General features: G+C 35.4%; 16 protein-coding genes. 10 read left to right on the top strand and 6 right to left on the bottom strand.

Translation table 11 applies throughout. From position 1 onward, the window contains the following. The first annotated feature begins 211 nt into the window (after positions 1-211). Both Q0K35_RS08220 and Q0K35_RS08215 read left to right on the top strand, forming a co-directional pair. On the top strand, positions 212-1,243 hold the full coding sequence (locus tag Q0K35_RS08220; RefSeq protein WP_294562179.1) for a PDDEXK nuclease domain-containing protein: 1,032 nt from the start codon (positions 212-214) through the stop codon (positions 1,241-1,243). A 287-nt stretch (positions 1,244-1,530) separates the two neighbouring features. Continuing rightward, the gene (locus tag Q0K35_RS08215; protein ID WP_294562178.1) at positions 1,531-2,142 is read left to right on the top strand and encodes a gamma-glutamylcyclotransferase; all 612 of its coding nucleotides are present in this window, start codon (positions 1,531-1,533) and stop codon (positions 2,140-2,142) included. A 59-nt stretch (positions 2,143-2,201) separates the two neighbouring features. Here the strand turns inward: Q0K35_RS08215 and Q0K35_RS08210 are convergent, their stop codons facing one another. Next, positions 2,202-2,579 carry a metal-dependent transcriptional regulator gene (locus Q0K35_RS08210; RefSeq protein ID WP_294562177.1) on the bottom strand — a complete coding sequence of 126 codons (378 nt, stop codon included), beginning with the start codon at positions 2,577-2,579 and terminating at the stop codon, positions 2,202-2,204. Further along, positions 2,563-2,928, bottom strand: coding sequence for a Spx/MgsR family RNA polymerase-binding regulatory protein (locus Q0K35_RS08205; RefSeq protein WP_294562176.1), 366 nt, complete (start codon positions 2,926-2,928; stop codon positions 2,563-2,565). Before Q0K35_RS08205 ends, Q0K35_RS08210 begins: the two co-directional genes overlap by 17 nt. An 84-nt stretch (positions 2,929-3,012) precedes the next feature. Here Q0K35_RS08205 and Q0K35_RS08200 point away from each other — a divergent pair, with 84 nt between their 5' ends. Beyond that, positions 3,013-4,416: a DEAD/DEAH box helicase gene (locus Q0K35_RS08200; RefSeq protein ID WP_294562175.1), complete on the top strand. Its 1,404-nt coding sequence runs from the start codon at positions 3,013-3,015 to the stop codon at positions 4,414-4,416. 86 nt (positions 4,417-4,502) lie between these two features. Beyond that, the gene (locus Q0K35_RS08195) at positions 4,503-5,876 is read left to right on the top strand and encodes an MATE family efflux transporter (RefSeq protein WP_294562174.1); all 1,374 of its coding nucleotides are present in this window, start codon (positions 4,503-4,505) and stop codon (positions 5,874-5,876) included. Between the two features lie 6 nt (positions 5,877-5,882). Here the strand turns inward: Q0K35_RS08195 and Q0K35_RS08190 are convergent, their stop codons facing one another. From Q0K35_RS08190 to Q0K35_RS08175, 4 genes are all read right to left on the bottom strand, one after another. Next, on the bottom strand, positions 5,883-6,335 hold the full coding sequence (locus tag Q0K35_RS08190) for a YbhB/YbcL family Raf kinase inhibitor-like protein (RefSeq protein ID WP_294562173.1): 453 nt from the start codon (positions 6,333-6,335) through the stop codon (positions 5,883-5,885). Next, the gene (locus Q0K35_RS08185) at positions 6,332-7,495 is read right to left on the bottom strand and encodes an aminotransferase class I/II-fold pyridoxal phosphate-dependent enzyme (protein WP_294562171.1); all 1,164 of its coding nucleotides are present in this window, start codon (positions 7,493-7,495) and stop codon (positions 6,332-6,334) included. Before Q0K35_RS08185 ends, Q0K35_RS08190 begins: the two co-directional genes overlap by 4 nt. After that, positions 7,495-7,986, bottom strand: a complete 492-nt coding sequence (locus tag Q0K35_RS08180) for an Lrp/AsnC family transcriptional regulator (protein WP_294562169.1) — start codon at positions 7,984-7,986, stop codon at positions 7,495-7,497. Before Q0K35_RS08180 ends, Q0K35_RS08185 begins: the two co-directional genes overlap by 1 nt. Positions 7,987-8,056: 70 nt before the next feature. Further along, the gene (locus Q0K35_RS08175; RefSeq protein WP_294562168.1) at positions 8,057-9,541 is read right to left on the bottom strand and encodes a DUF1846 domain-containing protein; all 1,485 of its coding nucleotides are present in this window, start codon (positions 9,539-9,541) and stop codon (positions 8,057-8,059) included. A 295-nt stretch (positions 9,542-9,836) separates the two neighbouring features. Here Q0K35_RS08175 and Q0K35_RS08170 point away from each other — a divergent pair, with 295 nt between their 5' ends. The 6 genes from Q0K35_RS08170 to Q0K35_RS08145 form a co-directional block, all read left to right on the top strand. Next, the gene (locus tag Q0K35_RS08170) at positions 9,837-11,099 is read left to right on the top strand and encodes a UDP-N-acetylglucosamine 1-carboxyvinyltransferase (protein WP_294562167.1); all 1,263 of its coding nucleotides are present in this window, start codon (positions 9,837-9,839) and stop codon (positions 11,097-11,099) included. Positions 11,100-11,121: 22 nt separating this feature from the next. Beyond that, a complete protein-coding gene (locus Q0K35_RS08165) occupies positions 11,122-11,832 on the top strand; it encodes a LytTR family DNA-binding domain-containing protein (RefSeq protein ID WP_294562166.1) in 711 nt (236 codons plus the stop codon). Next, the gene (locus tag Q0K35_RS08160) at positions 11,829-13,379 is read left to right on the top strand and encodes a GHKL domain-containing protein (RefSeq protein WP_294562165.1); all 1,551 of its coding nucleotides are present in this window, start codon (positions 11,829-11,831) and stop codon (positions 13,377-13,379) included. The genes Q0K35_RS08165 and Q0K35_RS08160 overlap by 4 nt, the downstream gene beginning before the upstream one ends. Positions 13,380-13,468: 89 nt before the next feature. Beyond that, entirely contained in the window at positions 13,469-13,918 is a 450-nt protein-coding gene (locus tag Q0K35_RS08155; protein ID WP_294562163.1) for a hypothetical protein, read from the top strand. Positions 13,919-13,939: 21 nt separating this feature from the next. Beyond that, positions 13,940-15,400: an ABC transporter permease gene (locus Q0K35_RS08150; protein ID WP_294562162.1), complete on the top strand. Its 1,461-nt coding sequence runs from the start codon at positions 13,940-13,942 to the stop codon at positions 15,398-15,400. 8 nt (positions 15,401-15,408) lie between these two features. Further along, the coding region (locus Q0K35_RS08145; protein ID WP_294562180.1) for an ATP-binding cassette domain-containing protein at positions 15,409-15,583 on the top strand (175 nt) is incomplete at its 3' end.

Below are 15,583 nucleotides of genomic sequence, written 5' to 3'. Positions count from 1 at the left end.
ATTAAGTACATATATACAAATTTATGAAATAAAGTAGCTTTAATTAGCTAAAGGTGAATCACGTATCATTCAATCGCTATTTAAATAATGATAATTTCATAAAAAATGTAAAAAAATTGGGAATTTTGAAGATTTGGTGCATATAAAATAGTAGAGAGAAATATTGAGAATGTCGCGTCGTGTCGCAACAATTTGAAAGGAAGATATTGATATGAAAATCATGTCTACAACTATTGATATTTTATATAAAGATATTTCATTATTAATTGAAGATAGTAAAGAAAAGGCAAGTATAGCTGTTAATTCTAATATGATTTTTTTATATTGGCAAATTGGTCAAAGAATAACAACAGAAATTCTAAAAAATGAAAAAGCAGAATATGGAAAATATGTTATAGATGAAATAAGTAAAAAACTAACGCAAAAATATGGTCGAGGCTATATGCGTTCCAGTGTATTTAGAATGATACAGTTTTATCAAAAATTTACCGATATCAATATAATCCATGCTTTATCTCTAAAACTAACCTGGTCACATTTCGTAGAGTTACTGCCAATAGAAAATGATGTGAAAAGAGATTTTTATGCAATTATGTGTTGTAAAGAAGGGTGGAATGTAAGAGTATTAAGAGAGAGAAAAAAATCAATGCTTTTTGAAAGAACAGCGATTTCAAAAAAACCTGAGATAACAATAAAAAATGAGTTAAAGGAATTGTATGAAAATAATAAAATGAATGTCGATTTATTTTTTAGAGATCCAGTCGTCTTAGATTTTTTGGAATTACAAGATACCTTTAATGAAAAAGATCTTGAAAATGCAATTTTAGCAGAGTTAGAAAAATTTATTTTAGAAATGGGGACTGACTTTGCTTTTATGGCAAAGCAAAAACATTTTATTTTAGATGGTAAAGACTATTATATCGATCTTCTTTTTTATCATAGAAATTTGAGAAGATTGGTTTTAGTAGAATTGAAATTAGGGGAATTTGAACCAGAGTATAAAGGGCAAGTAGAATTGTATCTTAGGTGGTTGAATAAATATGAAAGAATTGAAGGTGAAGAAAGTCCGATTGCATTAATTTTGTGTGCTGAAAAATCACAGGAAACAATTGAATTGCTTGAATTGAATCAAGACAGTATTCATGTCGTTCAGTATTTGACTAAAATGCCTCCAAAGGAATTATTAGAAGCAAAGCTGGCAGAAGCTATTTCAAATGCAAAATTAAAATTGGAACAAGGATAGTAAAAAGAAAAATATGATTTATATATGACAAAGGATGATTGTGTCATTATGTATAAAAGAGATATTATTTAGAAGAGATAAAGAATACGATCGAATATCAAATTTGGTTTTTTGGACATTATCATGATAATAAGAAAGTAACTGAAAAAGATATTCTTCTTTATGAACAAATGATACGATTATTATAGGAGCAATTATAAACATACGGTTTATATGTATGAGTTATTTAGTGATGATGAAATTAGTTTTTAATAGAAGGATAATAGATTTTATGATAAAATCATAGAATGAAAATACCTCAGGAAAAAGGCTGCTATGTATATCTTCTAAGATGTGAAGATCATTCTTTATATTGTGGCTGGACAACTCATTTGATCAATAGATTTAAGATGCATCAAAGTGGCAAGGGTGCTAAATATACCAAAGCACATAAGCCTATCGAAATTTTTTATTATGAGAGCTTTCCGGATGAAATCAGCGCCAGAAAAAGAGAATATGAAATCAAACAGATGACCCATGAACAGAAAATGAAGTTAAAAGAGTATCATTATTTGTTTACATATGGAACTTTGATGAAGGGTGAAAGTAATCATTTCTATTTAAAAGAGAGTAAATATATCGGAGATGGAATCATTCGTGGTTATCGATTATTAGAAATTGAAGATTATCCGGGAGCTGTACCGACAGATGATCTGCAAAAAGAGGTTGTTGGTGAAATTTATAAAATAAGTCATGATACGAAAAAAGAAATTGATATCTTGGAGGAAGGATATCTTTATAAGAATATTATAGTTGATATAGAGGGAAAGAAGCTTGTTTGTGGCTTTTATGAATTTATAGATGATGGAAATGAATATTTGGAATCGAAGATCAAAGGAAAGTGGACGCTTAACACATAGAAGCAAAAAAAGAGGAAGTGATGCATGATAAGCATTTTTCCTCTTTTAATATAAATGAATTACTGCTGCGATTCTTTCACTATTTTTTTGATGGTTTCAAATGTTTCTTCACTTAGGATATGCTCCATCTTGCAGGCATCATTTTCAGCTGTTTCATGGGAAATGTTTAAAAATTCCTCCAGATAACATGAAAGGATCGTATGTCTTTCATAAATCTTCATAGCTTTGTTACGGCCGGCTTCTGTCAAATGCACATTGCCATAAGTTTCCTGGGTCAGATAACCCTGTTCCTTTAACACGTTGACAGCTTTATTGACGCTTGGTTTAGATACATGCATCTGTTTGGCAATATCCACACAACGTATCTTTCCGGCTGTTAAGTCTAATAAATACATTGTTTCAAGATACATTTCTAAGCTTTCACTGCTTTTTTCCATATTTCTCACCTATTTCATCGTATTCCTTTTCATTATATCCTACAAGCACAAAATCATCACCCACCAGCAAAGGGCGTTTTACCAACATGCCGTCACTGGCAAGAGCTTCAATTTTCTCATGATCGCTCATTTTAGGGAGTCGTTCCTTATAGTTGCCGCTGCGATAAAGCTGACCGCTCGTATTAAAAAATTTCTGAATGGGTTTATTTGATAAAGGAATCCATGCTTGTAATTCCTCTTTGGTCACACCTTCTTTGATAGGGCGGTCAATGAATTCAACACCCATTCTTTCAAGATGCTTTTTTGCTTTTTGACATGTTGAACATTTGTTGTAATTGATAAAGTACATAGAATCACCTGTATCTATTATACAATATTTGCACTTGTTTTCAAAATAATTTGCTAATGTGGTAAAATAGAAAGGGAGGAAAATATGAAATTTAATGAATTAGGCTTAAGTAATGAGATATTAAAGGCTTTAGATATATTAGATTATCAAGAGGTTCTTCCTGTTCAGGAAAAGGTGATCCCCCTTCTTTTAGATAAAAAAGATGTGATCGTCCGCTCTAAGACAGGAAGCGGAAAGACTGCAAGTTATGCCATACCGGAAATTGAAAAGATCGATTGGATGCTCAATCAGCCACAGGTACTGGTATTAACACCAACCAGGGAATTAGCAAAACAAGTGGCAGGTGAATTTAAATCAATCGGCTCTTATAAGCGAATCAATGCTTTACCGATATTTGGCCAACAGCCAATCAAAGGACAGATCATTGCCCTGAAACAAAAGGTGCATGTGGTCTGTGGAACGATTGGGCGTGTTCTTGATCATATCGAAAGAGGGACGCTTGGCCTTTCAAGGATCCATACCTGCATCATTGATGAAGCTGATGAATGCTTTAAATTAGGTTTCTTAGAGGATCTTGAGAAAATACTGCAGTCTTTGCCTGTATGTAATATGGCCCTCTTCAGTGCTACGATGAATGATGATGTAAGGATGATTGCAGCTACATATCTTCATGATCCTGTTGAAGTTCAAATCAAAGAGGCAAAAGAATATAATACCAATATTTCTTTATGTTATGTGAAAGTGACCAAGGAAAATAAACTGGAAACACTTTTTCATCTCATAAATGCACATAAACCTTCACAGGCTATTATTTTCTGTAATTTTCGTGAGAATGTGGAAGCTGTTTTTGATGCTTTTTATGAAAAGGGATATTCATGCTGTATGATCCATGGCGGTTTAGACCAGGATGAACGTTTATTAAATATGCAGGATTTTAAAAAGGGAATGTTTCGTTTTCTGATTGCCAGTGATGTTGCGGCACGAGGAATCGACATTGAAAAAATCTCACATGTTTATAACTATGATTGTCCTACAACAGCGGAGAATCTGATACATCGTATCGGCAGAAGCGGTCGAGTTGACCGCAAAGGAGAGTCATATACGCTTGTTTTGGATACACAGATGAAATATATCGAACGTATGGAAGAAGAGCTGGATGCTCATTTCATAGAAGCTTATGCGACAGAAGCTGCTATGAGCTATGAAATGAAAACGAGTGAGCGTGTTCATTTAAAGGAAGAGAAGATTCAAGAACAGGTGACCAAGCTTTATCTTAAAGGCGGTAAAAATAAAAAAATACGTCCGGGTGATATTGTCGGAGCTATTCTTGAGAATAAAAATGTGACATTTGAAGATATTGGGGTCATTGAAGTATTGGAACATCAAAGCTATGTAGATATATTAAATGGCAAGGGTAAAATGGTATTGGAAGATTTAAAAAATCGGAAAATCAAAAATAAGAAGATCGTTGTAGAAAAAGCCAAATAAATTTTGGCTCTTTTTGTTTCAGATGGTTGAATTTCATAAAGGAAAATCGTAAAATATTTACACATAATATGTAAAGGGGTGGTAAAATGGCCGGCGATCATTATCGGATCGACATGACAGAGGGGAAGCTCTTGCCAAAAATATTATTGTTTTCTTTGCCGCTGATTGCCAGTGGGGTGCTGCAGCTTTTGTTTAATGCTGCGGATATCATCGTTGTAGGAAAGTTTGATGGTCATGAATCATTGGCTGCTGTCAGTTCAACGGGAGCCTTGATCAATTTGATCGTTAATATTTTTATTGGTCTTTCTATTGGAGCGAATGTTGTGGTGGCTCGTCATATCGGAGCAGATGAACAGGAGGAAATCAGTAAGACCGTACATACAGCGATGATGCTAAGTATCATCGGAGGGGTCATTTTGACTGTATTCGGGATTGCAGCTGCCCATCCTATGCTGGAATGGATGGATACGCCTGATAATGTCATTGATCTTGCGGTATTATATTTACGTATCTATTTTTTAGGAATCACAGCTTCTTTGATCTATAACTATGGTGCAAGCATTTTGCGTGCAAAGGGTGATACGAAGCGTCCGCTATATTATCTGGCGTTGGCAGGCGTTGTTAATATCATTTTAAATCTGATATTGGTCATCGTTTTTCATTTAGGGGTTGCGGGTGTCGGTATTGCAACGGTTGTTTCGCAGATCATTTCCGCAACGCTGGTATTTATCTGTCTGACGCATGAAAGAGGGGGATTACAGCTTCACCCTAAAGAAATGCACATTGATTTTAGAAAGTTTATTGATATTTTGAAAATCGGACTTCCGGCAGGTATCCAAGGCTGTGTGTTCTCATTGTCCAATGTTGTGATTCAGGCATCTGTCAATTCATTTGGTTCGACGATCATGGCAGGTAATGGTGCTGCCCAGAATATCGAAGGATTTGTCTATACAGGGATGAATGCCTTCTATCAGTCATGCTTGACCTTTACCAGTCAGAATATGGGAGCCAGAAGTCTTGATAGAATTAAACAGACGCTGTTTTCATGTCAGCTGCTGGTTATCATAACAGGCTTGATTTTAGGTATCGGAGCATGGTATTTTGGTGATCTTCTGTTATCTATCTATTCTGATGATCCGGCTGTTATTGCGGCAGGTATCGTACGTTTAGGATATGTATCGAAAACGTATTTCTTATGTGGGATCATGGATGTCATGGTAGGATCTTTAAGAGGTCTGGGATATTCGATTTTCCCGATGATCGTATCTCTTGTTGGAGCCTGTGGTCTGCGTATCCTTTGGTTAGCTACTGTATTTAATCTTTATCATACAATTGAGATGGTTTATATTTCATATCCGGTAAGCTGGATCATTACGGCACTTGCGCATATGATTACCTTTATATTCGTTTTTCGAAAGGTTTCGCATAAAATCAAATTAGATGAAAGCCTCGCTAACTAGCGAGGCTTATACTTTATAAATACCTTTTAAAACAGCTTCTTCAAGAATATGTCCTTCCATTTTCCAATAAAGATCATTGAAATAATGATGTTCATCCAGATCGATCATACAATCTAAAGCATAAACATGAAGTTCATAAATATGATCTTTATCCGGTGGAGCCATTCCTACATAATGTTCTTTCATTTCTTTAGAACGGGAATGATAACCGGAAATAAAATCATGGGCGGTTTCACTTTCACCTTCATATACTTCATTTCTTGTCAGATTCCAGCCGACCCAATGGATAAAGCTAAATCCGCATACGGGAATAGCATCTTTGTCTTCAAATAGAAAGGCAAAGCTTTTTGTGTTTTCAGGGGCATCTTCAATTTGAAAAGGAATTGAGATCTCAGGACCTCTTTTTCCATATTTATCATCAAAGACACCGTTTTTTAATCCAATACTTGTTACTTTCATAAATACTGCTCCATAAAATGTCCGATTTTCTCAATAGCAACCTTAATTTCATCAATGCTGTAAGCATAAGAAACTCGTATAAAACCTTCACCGGCTTCACCAAAAGCACTTCCCGGTACACAGGCAACATTCTCTTCTTCTAATAGCTTTTCACAAAATTCAAGTGATGTAAGCCCGGTCTTTTTGATACAAGGGAAGATATAAAAAGCTCCCTGTGGCAGATGTGTTGGCAAACCGATACGATTAAATCCGCTGACGATATAATTTCTTCTTAATTTATATTGTTCCACCATTTCATCTACATATTTCTGACTGTTTTTAAGACCTTCAATGGCACCGTATTGGGCGGCCGTTGGGGCACACATGATGATATACTGATGAATCTTTAAGATTTCTCGTAAGAAGGTTTCATTTGCACATAAATAACCAAGACGCCATCCTGTCATCGCAAAAGCTTTTGAAAAACCGGAGATTAAGATGACGAGATCTTTGATTTCATCAAAATTAGCAGGTGAACAATGTCTTTCTTCATAGCTGAGCTCAGCATAGATCTCATCAGAGATAACGATGATGTTGTGCTCTTTTAAAATAGGGATCAATGGTTCATAATCCTGTTTTGTCATGACCCCGCCTGTCGGGTTTGACGGAAAATTTAAGATGATGGCTTTTGTCTTTGGGGTAATGGCCGCTAAAAGCTCTTCCTTTGTCAATTTAAATTCATTTTCGCTTTTTAGCTCGATGAACTTAGGTGTTCCTCCCGCCAAGATGACAGCAGGCTCATAAGCTACATAACAAGGCTGAAGCAAGATGACCTCATCCCCTTTTTCAATAATGGCTCTTAATGACAAATCGATTGCCTCACTGCCGCCTACGCTGACAAGAACATTCTTATTAGGGTCATATTCAAGTGCAAAGCGTCTTTTCAGATATTTGCAGATTTCCTTACGTAATGAAAGAAGACCGGCATTTGCTGTATAATGTGTTTTTTTGGATTTGATTGAATAGATAGCAGCTTCACAGATATTCCACGGAGTTGCGAAATCAGGCTCACCTACACCAAGAGAAATAACGCCTTCTTTTGTATTAGCAAGATCGAAAAATTTACGGATACCACTTGGCTTTAATTCTCTTACCTGTTTATTTAATAATTCTTCGTACATTAGGGTGTTACGACCATACGGTCATCCTCATCATCCTGATCATCTGAAAGAATGATGCCGGCCGTTTTATATTTCTTCAATACAAAATTTGTACTGGTACCCGTAACTCCTTCAACAACAGCAAGCTTAGAACCGACAAAATTGGAAATCTCCTGCATTGTCTTTCCTTCGACCATAACAATGAATTCACTGCGCCCGCTCATCAGATACATCGTTTCAACTTCGCTATACGAATAAATCATACTGGCAATACGATCATATCCATAATCTCTTTCTGGCTGGCAGCTGACCTCGATCAAAGCACTGACACGATCGACATTTGCCCTTTCCCAATTAATGACAGTATGATAACCGTTGATCACTTTTTCCTTTTCCAGCTGTGTCATGGTTTCTAAAATATTTTCTTCGCTTTCCTGAAGGATATCCGCCAGATCTCTCACTTCTCTGCGAGCATTTTTCTCAAGCAAAGATAACAAGATGCTCTCTTCCATAAAATCACCTCTTTTTATTTTCTTATTTTACCAAAACCCTAAAAGAAAAGAAACCTTTTTAGGTTTCAATTTATTTGTGATACAGTTTTTTAGTTTGATAGACAGGCTCGCATGTCAGATTAATACCTAATTTTCTAAAAATATTTAAGTCAACATCACTGAGAATGACGCTTGAATGAGCTTGGGCGTCTTTTAATTTAGGCAGCTGCTTCAAGGCCGTATGACTCAACGGATTGGTCGTTGCGGAAATGGCAAGCGCAATCAGGATCTCATCGACATGAAGACGCGGATTGTTATTACCGAGATTTTCTGTTTTTAATTTTTGGATAGGTTCGATGATGCTTGGTGATATCAGAAAAATATCATGATCGATCTTTCCAAGCACCTTCAAAGCATTTAAGATACAGGCACTGGCGGCTCCTAAAAGCGATGTGGTCTTGCCGGTAATGATTTGTCCATCATTCAATTCAATGCTGCAGGCAGGCTGGTTTGTTTCATGGAATCGTTCCAGACATGCTTTTACACATTTACGATCTTCGATGGATGTTTCCGCTTGTGACATGACCAATTCAATTTTAGAAACCGTATCTTCACCGGTAAGCCCCATCTTATGATCCACCAGAGCACTGTAATAACGACGGACGATTTCCTCTTTAGAGGCCTGAACACAGACTTCATCGTTAATGATGCAGTTTCCGGCCATGTTCACTCCCATATCGGTCGGTGATTTATAAGGAGATTCACCCATGATCTTTTCAAGGATCGTATTTAAAACAGGGAATATTTCTACATCACGGTTATAATTGACGGTCGTTACACCATAGGCCTCCAAATGAAAAGGATCGATCATATTGATATCATTCAGATCGGCCGTTGCTGCCTCATAAGCCAGATTGACCGGATGCTTCAACGGAAGATTCCAGATAGGAAAAGTTTCATACTTAGCATATCCGGCCTTGATTCCTCGTTTGTTTTCATGATAGAGCTGTGAGAGGCAAGTAGCCATCTTACCGCTTCCCGGACCCGGTGCCGTTACGACAACCAAAGGATGGGTCGTTTCTACATAATCGTTTTTCCCAAATCCATCTTCACTGACAATAAGCTTTACATTATTCGGATAACCGCTGATCGGATAATGCTTGGCTGTCTTGATGCCCAGCTGGTTTAAATAGGAAATGAAAGCATCGACACTTGGCTGATTTTGGTATTGTGAAATGATCACACAGCCAACATAAAGTCCTACTCCATTAAATGCATCAATAAGACGAAGCGTTTCATCATCATAAGTGATACCCAAATCACTTCTTACCTTATTTTTTTCAATATCTGAGGCATTGATAACGATCAAAATCTCAACCTGGTCTTTAAGCGTCAACAGCATTTTCAGCTTACTGTCGGGCTGAAATCCCGGAAGAACACGTGATGCATGATGATCGTCAAATAATTTACCGCCAAATTCAAGATATAATTTATTATCAAACAATGAAATTCGCTCTTTGATATGAGCACTTTGCATTTCTAAATATTTTTGATTATCAAAACCAATCTCTTTCATATAATCACCTCAACTTTTTTATTCTACCATAAATTTACATGATTTGGAGATTTATTTTTCCAGCTTTTGATTTGGAGCGGTGTTTGATCTTTGTCCTGGATCTGATTTTTAATAAAATATGTTGAATCAAGGCATTCGTTTATGATTTCATTCAGAATATAAGATATGATTGCATTGATTTTACATCTTTTATAAAAAAATATTATAAACATAATCACTAGATATACAAAGATAAATAATATATAATGAAGATATCAAGAAAAGATATCTGAAATGGGAGCAATGAGGAGGCAAAATGGAAGAAGTCATTAAAATAGAAGGTGGAAAAAAATTATCGGGTACGGTTCGTATCAGCGGTTCAAAGAATGCAACTGTGGCATTGATTCCTGCGGCCATATTATCAAGCGGTCCGGTTACGATCGTAGGTGTACCATCTATCAGTGATGTACAGTCGCTGGCAATCCTTTTGAATGATTTGGGTGTAGATGTGGTATTTAAAGCTCATGATCATCTTATTATTGATCCGACACATATGCATAATCGACCAATGGTTTCCGAAACGGTCGGGAAATTAAGAGCCAGTTATTATTTCATGGGTGCCTTGCTTGGCAAATATAAAAAAGTAGAAATGAAGATGCCGGGAGGCTGTTACTTAGGACCTCGTCCGATCGACCAGCATCTGAAAGGCTTTGAGGCCTTAGGAGCGACCGTAGAAAATCATCATGGAATCATGCGCATCGAAGCAAAAGAACTTATTGGAACAAAGATCTTTTTAGATATTTCCAGCGTAGGAGCTACGATCAATATCATGATGGCAGCTGTTTATGCGAAAGGCAGAACAACGATCGAAAATGCGGCGAAGGAGCCGGAAATTATTGATGTTGCGACACTTTTAAATCGAATGGGTGCAAAGATACGTGGAATGGGAACCAATGTGATTACAATTGATGGTGTGGAGGAGCTTGGCGGATGCTTCCATGAAATCATTCCTGATCGTATCGAAGCAGCTACGTATATTGTTCTGGCGGCAGCGGCAGCGAAAGAGATGACTATTGAAAATATCATTCCGACTCATTTGGAAGCTTTGTTGAGCAAGCTGAAGGAAATTGGTATCGATATGGATGTCAATGTTGATTCGGTGACGATCCGTGAATCAAATAATGCTTTACAGCCGGTAGATGTCAAGACATTGCCTTATCCGGGCTTTGCGACAGACATTCAGCAGCCTTTGACAGCTTTATTGACACAGGCAGGGGGACAGAGCGTTATTACCGAAACGATTTATCCGGAACGCTTTAAACATTGTCATGAGCTGAATAAAATGGGAGCAGATATCGATGTTCGAAATCCTTCTTCATTTATTAATGGGCCGACACCACTTTATGGTGCTGTTGTAGAGGCAACAGATTTGAGATGCGGTGCCTGTCTGGTTATTGCCGGCCTGATTGCCCAGGGATTGACAGAAATTCATAGTATATATCATATCGATCGCGGCTATGAAAATTTAGATGGTAAATTAAAAGCATTAGGTGCAAATATTTGGAGAGAAGAGGTATAGATATAAGATTCAGGGGATATGTATGATAGAAGTAAAAGTAGCTGTATTAGATGATGAGATGAATGATTTAAATCGGGTGAAGGATTATTTTGATCATGTTTCATCATGTCAGTTAAAATACAGCGTTACTACTTATCAAGATATCGATGAGTCCTTTTATCATGAATATGATTTATATATGATTGATATAGAAATGCCAAAGATCAATGGTTTAGACGTTGCGCGAGATTTAAGAAAGAAACATCCCCACGGAGTTTTGATCCTTTACAGCAAGCGAAACGATCTTGTATTTGAATCATTTAAATTTGGCGTTTTTTTCTTTGTGCGTAAAGATCACTTTGAAGAAGACATGAGCTTTGCGCAAATGCGTTTAGATCAGCATTTTCAATCTGTCAGCCAAAAATATCAATATCGTACAAAAGATTTAACACTTGATATTCCATACCGGAATATCATGTATATTGAGAAGATAGGGCATCATATCGAAATCCATTTAAACGATAAAAAAATATTATCAGAATATAAATCTTTAAAAAATATCATTCATGAATTTGACCATAATCAATTCATTCAATGTCATCAGTCTTATTTAGTGAATTTATCTTATGTAAAATATTTAGATAAACAAGATTTTATAATGAAAGATAATGAAAAAGTACAGATAAGCAAACGATTCTATCAAAAAACAAAGCAGTCTTATATAAACTATTTAAATAAGAAGGTGAGCGAATGAAAACTTTAAAAATAATTATTCTTGTTTTAACACTCATATCTGTGGGAATCAGTGGATATCTATCTTTTGATTTTTATACTCAAATAGAAGAAAAGAAAAAAGGATACGACATTTATCTGAATGAAGAAACAACGATTCAATTTGAAATAAAAGGCGGAACAGGATCATTAAGTAAAGTTTCCAACTACCCTTCTCAAGAAGAATATGAAGAATCATTTGATCAAGTACAATTCTTTTATGATTTCATTGCAAATAATGATTTGATTACTAAAAGTATCATTACATATTATATGCAAGTAGATGCAGGATATATCCAATATCTAACTGGAGCCTCCCGCTATGATTTTGAAAGAAATCATGAGTTGGCAGAAGGCAGGATGTTTACACAGGAGGAATTGGATGAAGGAAAATTGGTTGCAATTATTTCTAATGATTCAAATGAATTGAAACTAGGAGATAAGATACGGATAAAAGCACCTTACAGAGGTGATCTGAATGTAGAAGTAGAAATTATTGGTTTTTATGATCGGATTGAAGATGATGCGACAAGCTATGAATATTCAAGAAACAATCGTATTTATATGCCTGATTCAGCAATTAAGAAAATATCTGATCTTTGGATGAGTCAGATCGAGCCGGATAAGGATCTATATGAACAATTTATTCCATGTGGTATTCTATCTCCTATATTTGAATGTCAAAGTGAAAAAGATTATGAATTAATCAAAGAAAAAATAAATGACTATCAAACAAGTATATTTTTTAACTATATGATTGAACGCTTGGATCAGCATCAGCATAGTAGTATTGATTTTAATACCAAATCTCTCACTCAAAAGCTGGTTATATCTAGTATATGCTTATTTTTAAGTGTAGGAATAGGTAGCTTTATGGAAATTCTTGTGATATTTATGAACAGAAAAAATCAACGAGATTTTCAAATTCAACTTTTAAGTGAGCAGGAAAAAAATGTTCAAAATATACTGATGATCCATCAGGACATTCATAAGCTTAAACATGATTTAAAGCATTTCTTTTCACAAATCACGCAACTGGTTAAAAATGATGAAAAAGAAAAGGTACTAAAACTATTACTTGAATATCAGGAAGATATTCAAACATTAGAAGTTCCGGCATATACACAAAATGATACGCTTGATATGGTTATCAATCACTATGTCACTCGAGCTAAGAAAGAAAACATCGATTTTACCTATTCAGGGATTACCGTACAAAAACTTCCTATCTCTGAACGAAAGCTTTATATTTTATTATCGAATGGCTTAGACAATGCATTTACTCACTGTGATCAGCGAAAAAAGGTGAGTCTTAATATTGGTTATGTTGAACCTTACTATCGCTTTATCATCATAAATAGCATAGCATTCAATACAGTTATCAAAAATGCATCACCACAACATGAACATGGTTACGGTATTATCAGCATGAAACAGATCATTCAGGAAATTAAGGGTGAAATTACTTTTGAAACATTCAATGATAAATATATTTGTACGATTTTGATACCGAATATGCATAAAAAGTAACCGAATTTGCTTCGGTTCTTTTTTTTATCATGAAATATGTTATATAAATGGTGAAAAGGGAAATGCAGATACAAAGGAGGGAATAAGATATGTTGAAAAAAGTATTTGCAGGATTATTAAGCTTGGTTATGGCCATGGCCTTGTTACCAATAGGAGGTTACTTACAAGATGTAAAGGCAAGTGAAGTAACACCATTCGTAATCGTTACAAATGAGCCAATGTCAGAAACTAAATCACAAAATTATAGCGTTTCTTATAGTGGTGAATCTACTAGTAGTGTAGGAATTAAAATAACTTTGAATTATATAAAACATACTCGTGGTAGTAATATTACATATGATTCATTTAGTGCAAAAGCTCAGCCATATTATGCAGGATCATTTGTTGTTGAAACATATGGAAATCCTAAACTGAATGTTAACTTGGCAAGTAAAACGGTGTACGTTACTGGCGAGGTAAATATTTATTATACTAGAGGAACTACTGTAAAATATTTAGTTGCTACAAAATCCTATGGTTTTGAATTTAATTTAAAATAATTTAATAAAAAGGAGACCACTATGAAATGGTATCAAAGAATTTTTAAAAGCATGATAAGACAACCGCTTCGATATTTGATCTTGTTTCTGGTGGTTTTCTTACTAAATAGTGTTTTACTAGGAAGCTTGTCTTTAAAAAATAGTGCTAAATCGATAGAAACTCTTTTTAAAGAAAGTCTTGGAGCTGTTGCGACCATTCAAGGTGAGGAGAATAGCTTAAATAAAAACGGCTATTATAGCCAGCCTGAAGATTATGATCGCATCTTTCATGATTATCAGCAATTGATTGAAAAATGCAGCCAAAGTGACACGTTAAAATACAGCAGCTATTCTTATTTTCAACCTCTCATGAAAGTAGACGGTGTGATTGATGCAGATGATTCCGGATTTGGAGCGTGGTTGATTGGAAGCAGTAATATTCAGCTTCAAAATCAAAGAACCGGCTATTTGGAAATTGTAGAAGGAAGGAGCTTTACAGAAGAGGAATTGATGGAAGGAAATGTTGCTGTCATTCGAAATACACTTCAATATCAGGATGGATCAGAGATTGAATTGGGTGACAAAATAACCGTTTTCTATAATGATAGACGTGAATATTTACATGGTGATTTTCAGTTTCCGAAAATAGAACTTACTGTCATTGGTAAATATGAAGTGAAAAAAGAAGTTGATTTTACTAACATTATGATTTTTGATGGAATATACGTGCCAAATTCTGTTGTTTTATCTTATTCAAAGGAAGCCAGAAAGAATTTAGAAAATTATTTTAAGATCGACGATCTGATGAAGATACGAAAAGAAGTGAATGGCTGGGAAGTAACGGGTTATGATTACTTTCTTCCATGTGGTATCTATGCACCTTATTTTGAACTTGAAAATTATTCTTTATTAGATGAATTTCAAGCGTATTGTGAAGATGAATTAAAGAAGGCTGGCAGTATTTCGAATATTTATCATTTTGTTTCTACTGCACAGACAGCTGAACGTATCTTAGAGCCTATGAATCAAATCGGTGATCTTGCAGATCTTATCATGATGATTTCAATTCTTTTGATAAGTATGATCGTTTTCTTATTCATATGGCTGAACAGTAAAAAGAGAACTCATGAAATCGGTATATATTTATCCTTGGGTGAGAAAAAAAGGAATATCATCAAGCAGTTTTGCGGAGAAATATTATTGATTGGATGTCTTGTCATACTTTGCTTAGGTTTTAGTTATAGAAGAATAAATCAATGGATCATCACAAATGTGATTCATACTATTGAAATAGATCGTGAAGATGAAACTGAGATTACAGATTCTGATTATGTTGTTGATCCTAATGGGCTTGCGGAAAGATTTGATTATAAGAAAGTAGTGATACAAGATGATAGTGGTTTTGCTTCATGTGTGCTGATGATCTTGGGTGAATGTCTGTTTGGAAGCTTGATATCTATATGGCTGATCGTGAATCAAAAGCCGAATGATAATTTGATGTAGGGGGCACCATGAATATTGTAGAAACAAAAGACTTATATTTTACTTATCCGGATGGAGATGGACGAAAGATCATCCTGAATGATGTGAGCGTGTCGTTTGAACTGGGAAAGTTTTATACGATCCTGGGAAGCAGCGGATCCGGGAAGACGACCTTTCTATCCTTGATAGCGGCACTGGATAAGC

It is taken from the genome of uncultured Traorella sp., from assembly GCF_944327115.1.
Classification (GTDB): Bacteria; Bacillota_I; Bacilli_A; order Erysipelotrichales; family Erysipelotrichaceae; genus Traorella.
This window is presented reverse-complemented; position numbering and strand designations above follow the sequence as displayed.

Coding starts and splice junctions, on each gene's coding strand:
- Q0K35_RS08220 (WP_294562179.1), top strand. CDS start 212: ATGAAAATCATGTCTACAACTATTGATATTTTATATAAAGATATTTCA.
- Q0K35_RS08215 (WP_294562178.1), top strand. CDS start 1,531: ATGAAAATACCTCAGGAAAAAGGCTGCTATGTATATCTTCTAAGATGT.
- Q0K35_RS08210 (WP_294562177.1), bottom strand. CDS start 2,579: ATGGAAAAAAGCAGTGAAAGCTTAGAAATGTATCTTGAAACAATGTAT.
- Q0K35_RS08205 (WP_294562176.1), bottom strand. CDS start 2,928: ATGTACTTTATCAATTACAACAAATGTTCAACATGTCAAAAAGCAAAA.
- Q0K35_RS08200 (WP_294562175.1), top strand. CDS start 3,013: ATGAAATTTAATGAATTAGGCTTAAGTAATGAGATATTAAAGGCTTTA.
- Q0K35_RS08195 (WP_294562174.1), top strand. CDS start 4,503: ATGGCCGGCGATCATTATCGGATCGACATGACAGAGGGGAAGCTCTTG.
- Q0K35_RS08190 (WP_294562173.1), bottom strand. CDS start 6,335: ATGAAAGTAACAAGTATTGGATTAAAAAACGGTGTCTTTGATGATAAA.
- Q0K35_RS08185 (WP_294562171.1), bottom strand. CDS start 7,495: ATGTACGAAGAATTATTAAATAAACAGGTAAGAGAATTAAAGCCAAGT.
- Q0K35_RS08180 (WP_294562169.1), bottom strand. CDS start 7,986: ATGGAAGAGAGCATCTTGTTATCTTTGCTTGAGAAAAATGCTCGCAGA.
- Q0K35_RS08175 (WP_294562168.1), bottom strand. CDS start 9,541: ATGAAAGAGATTGGTTTTGATAATCAAAAATATTTAGAAATGCAAAGT.
- Q0K35_RS08170 (WP_294562167.1), top strand. CDS start 9,837: ATGGAAGAAGTCATTAAAATAGAAGGTGGAAAAAAATTATCGGGTACG.
- Q0K35_RS08165 (WP_294562166.1), top strand. CDS start 11,122: ATGATAGAAGTAAAAGTAGCTGTATTAGATGATGAGATGAATGATTTA.
- Q0K35_RS08160 (WP_294562165.1), top strand. CDS start 11,829: ATGAAAACTTTAAAAATAATTATTCTTGTTTTAACACTCATATCTGTG.
- Q0K35_RS08155 (WP_294562163.1), top strand. CDS start 13,469: ATGTTGAAAAAAGTATTTGCAGGATTATTAAGCTTGGTTATGGCCATG.
- Q0K35_RS08150 (WP_294562162.1), top strand. CDS start 13,940: ATGAAATGGTATCAAAGAATTTTTAAAAGCATGATAAGACAACCGCTT.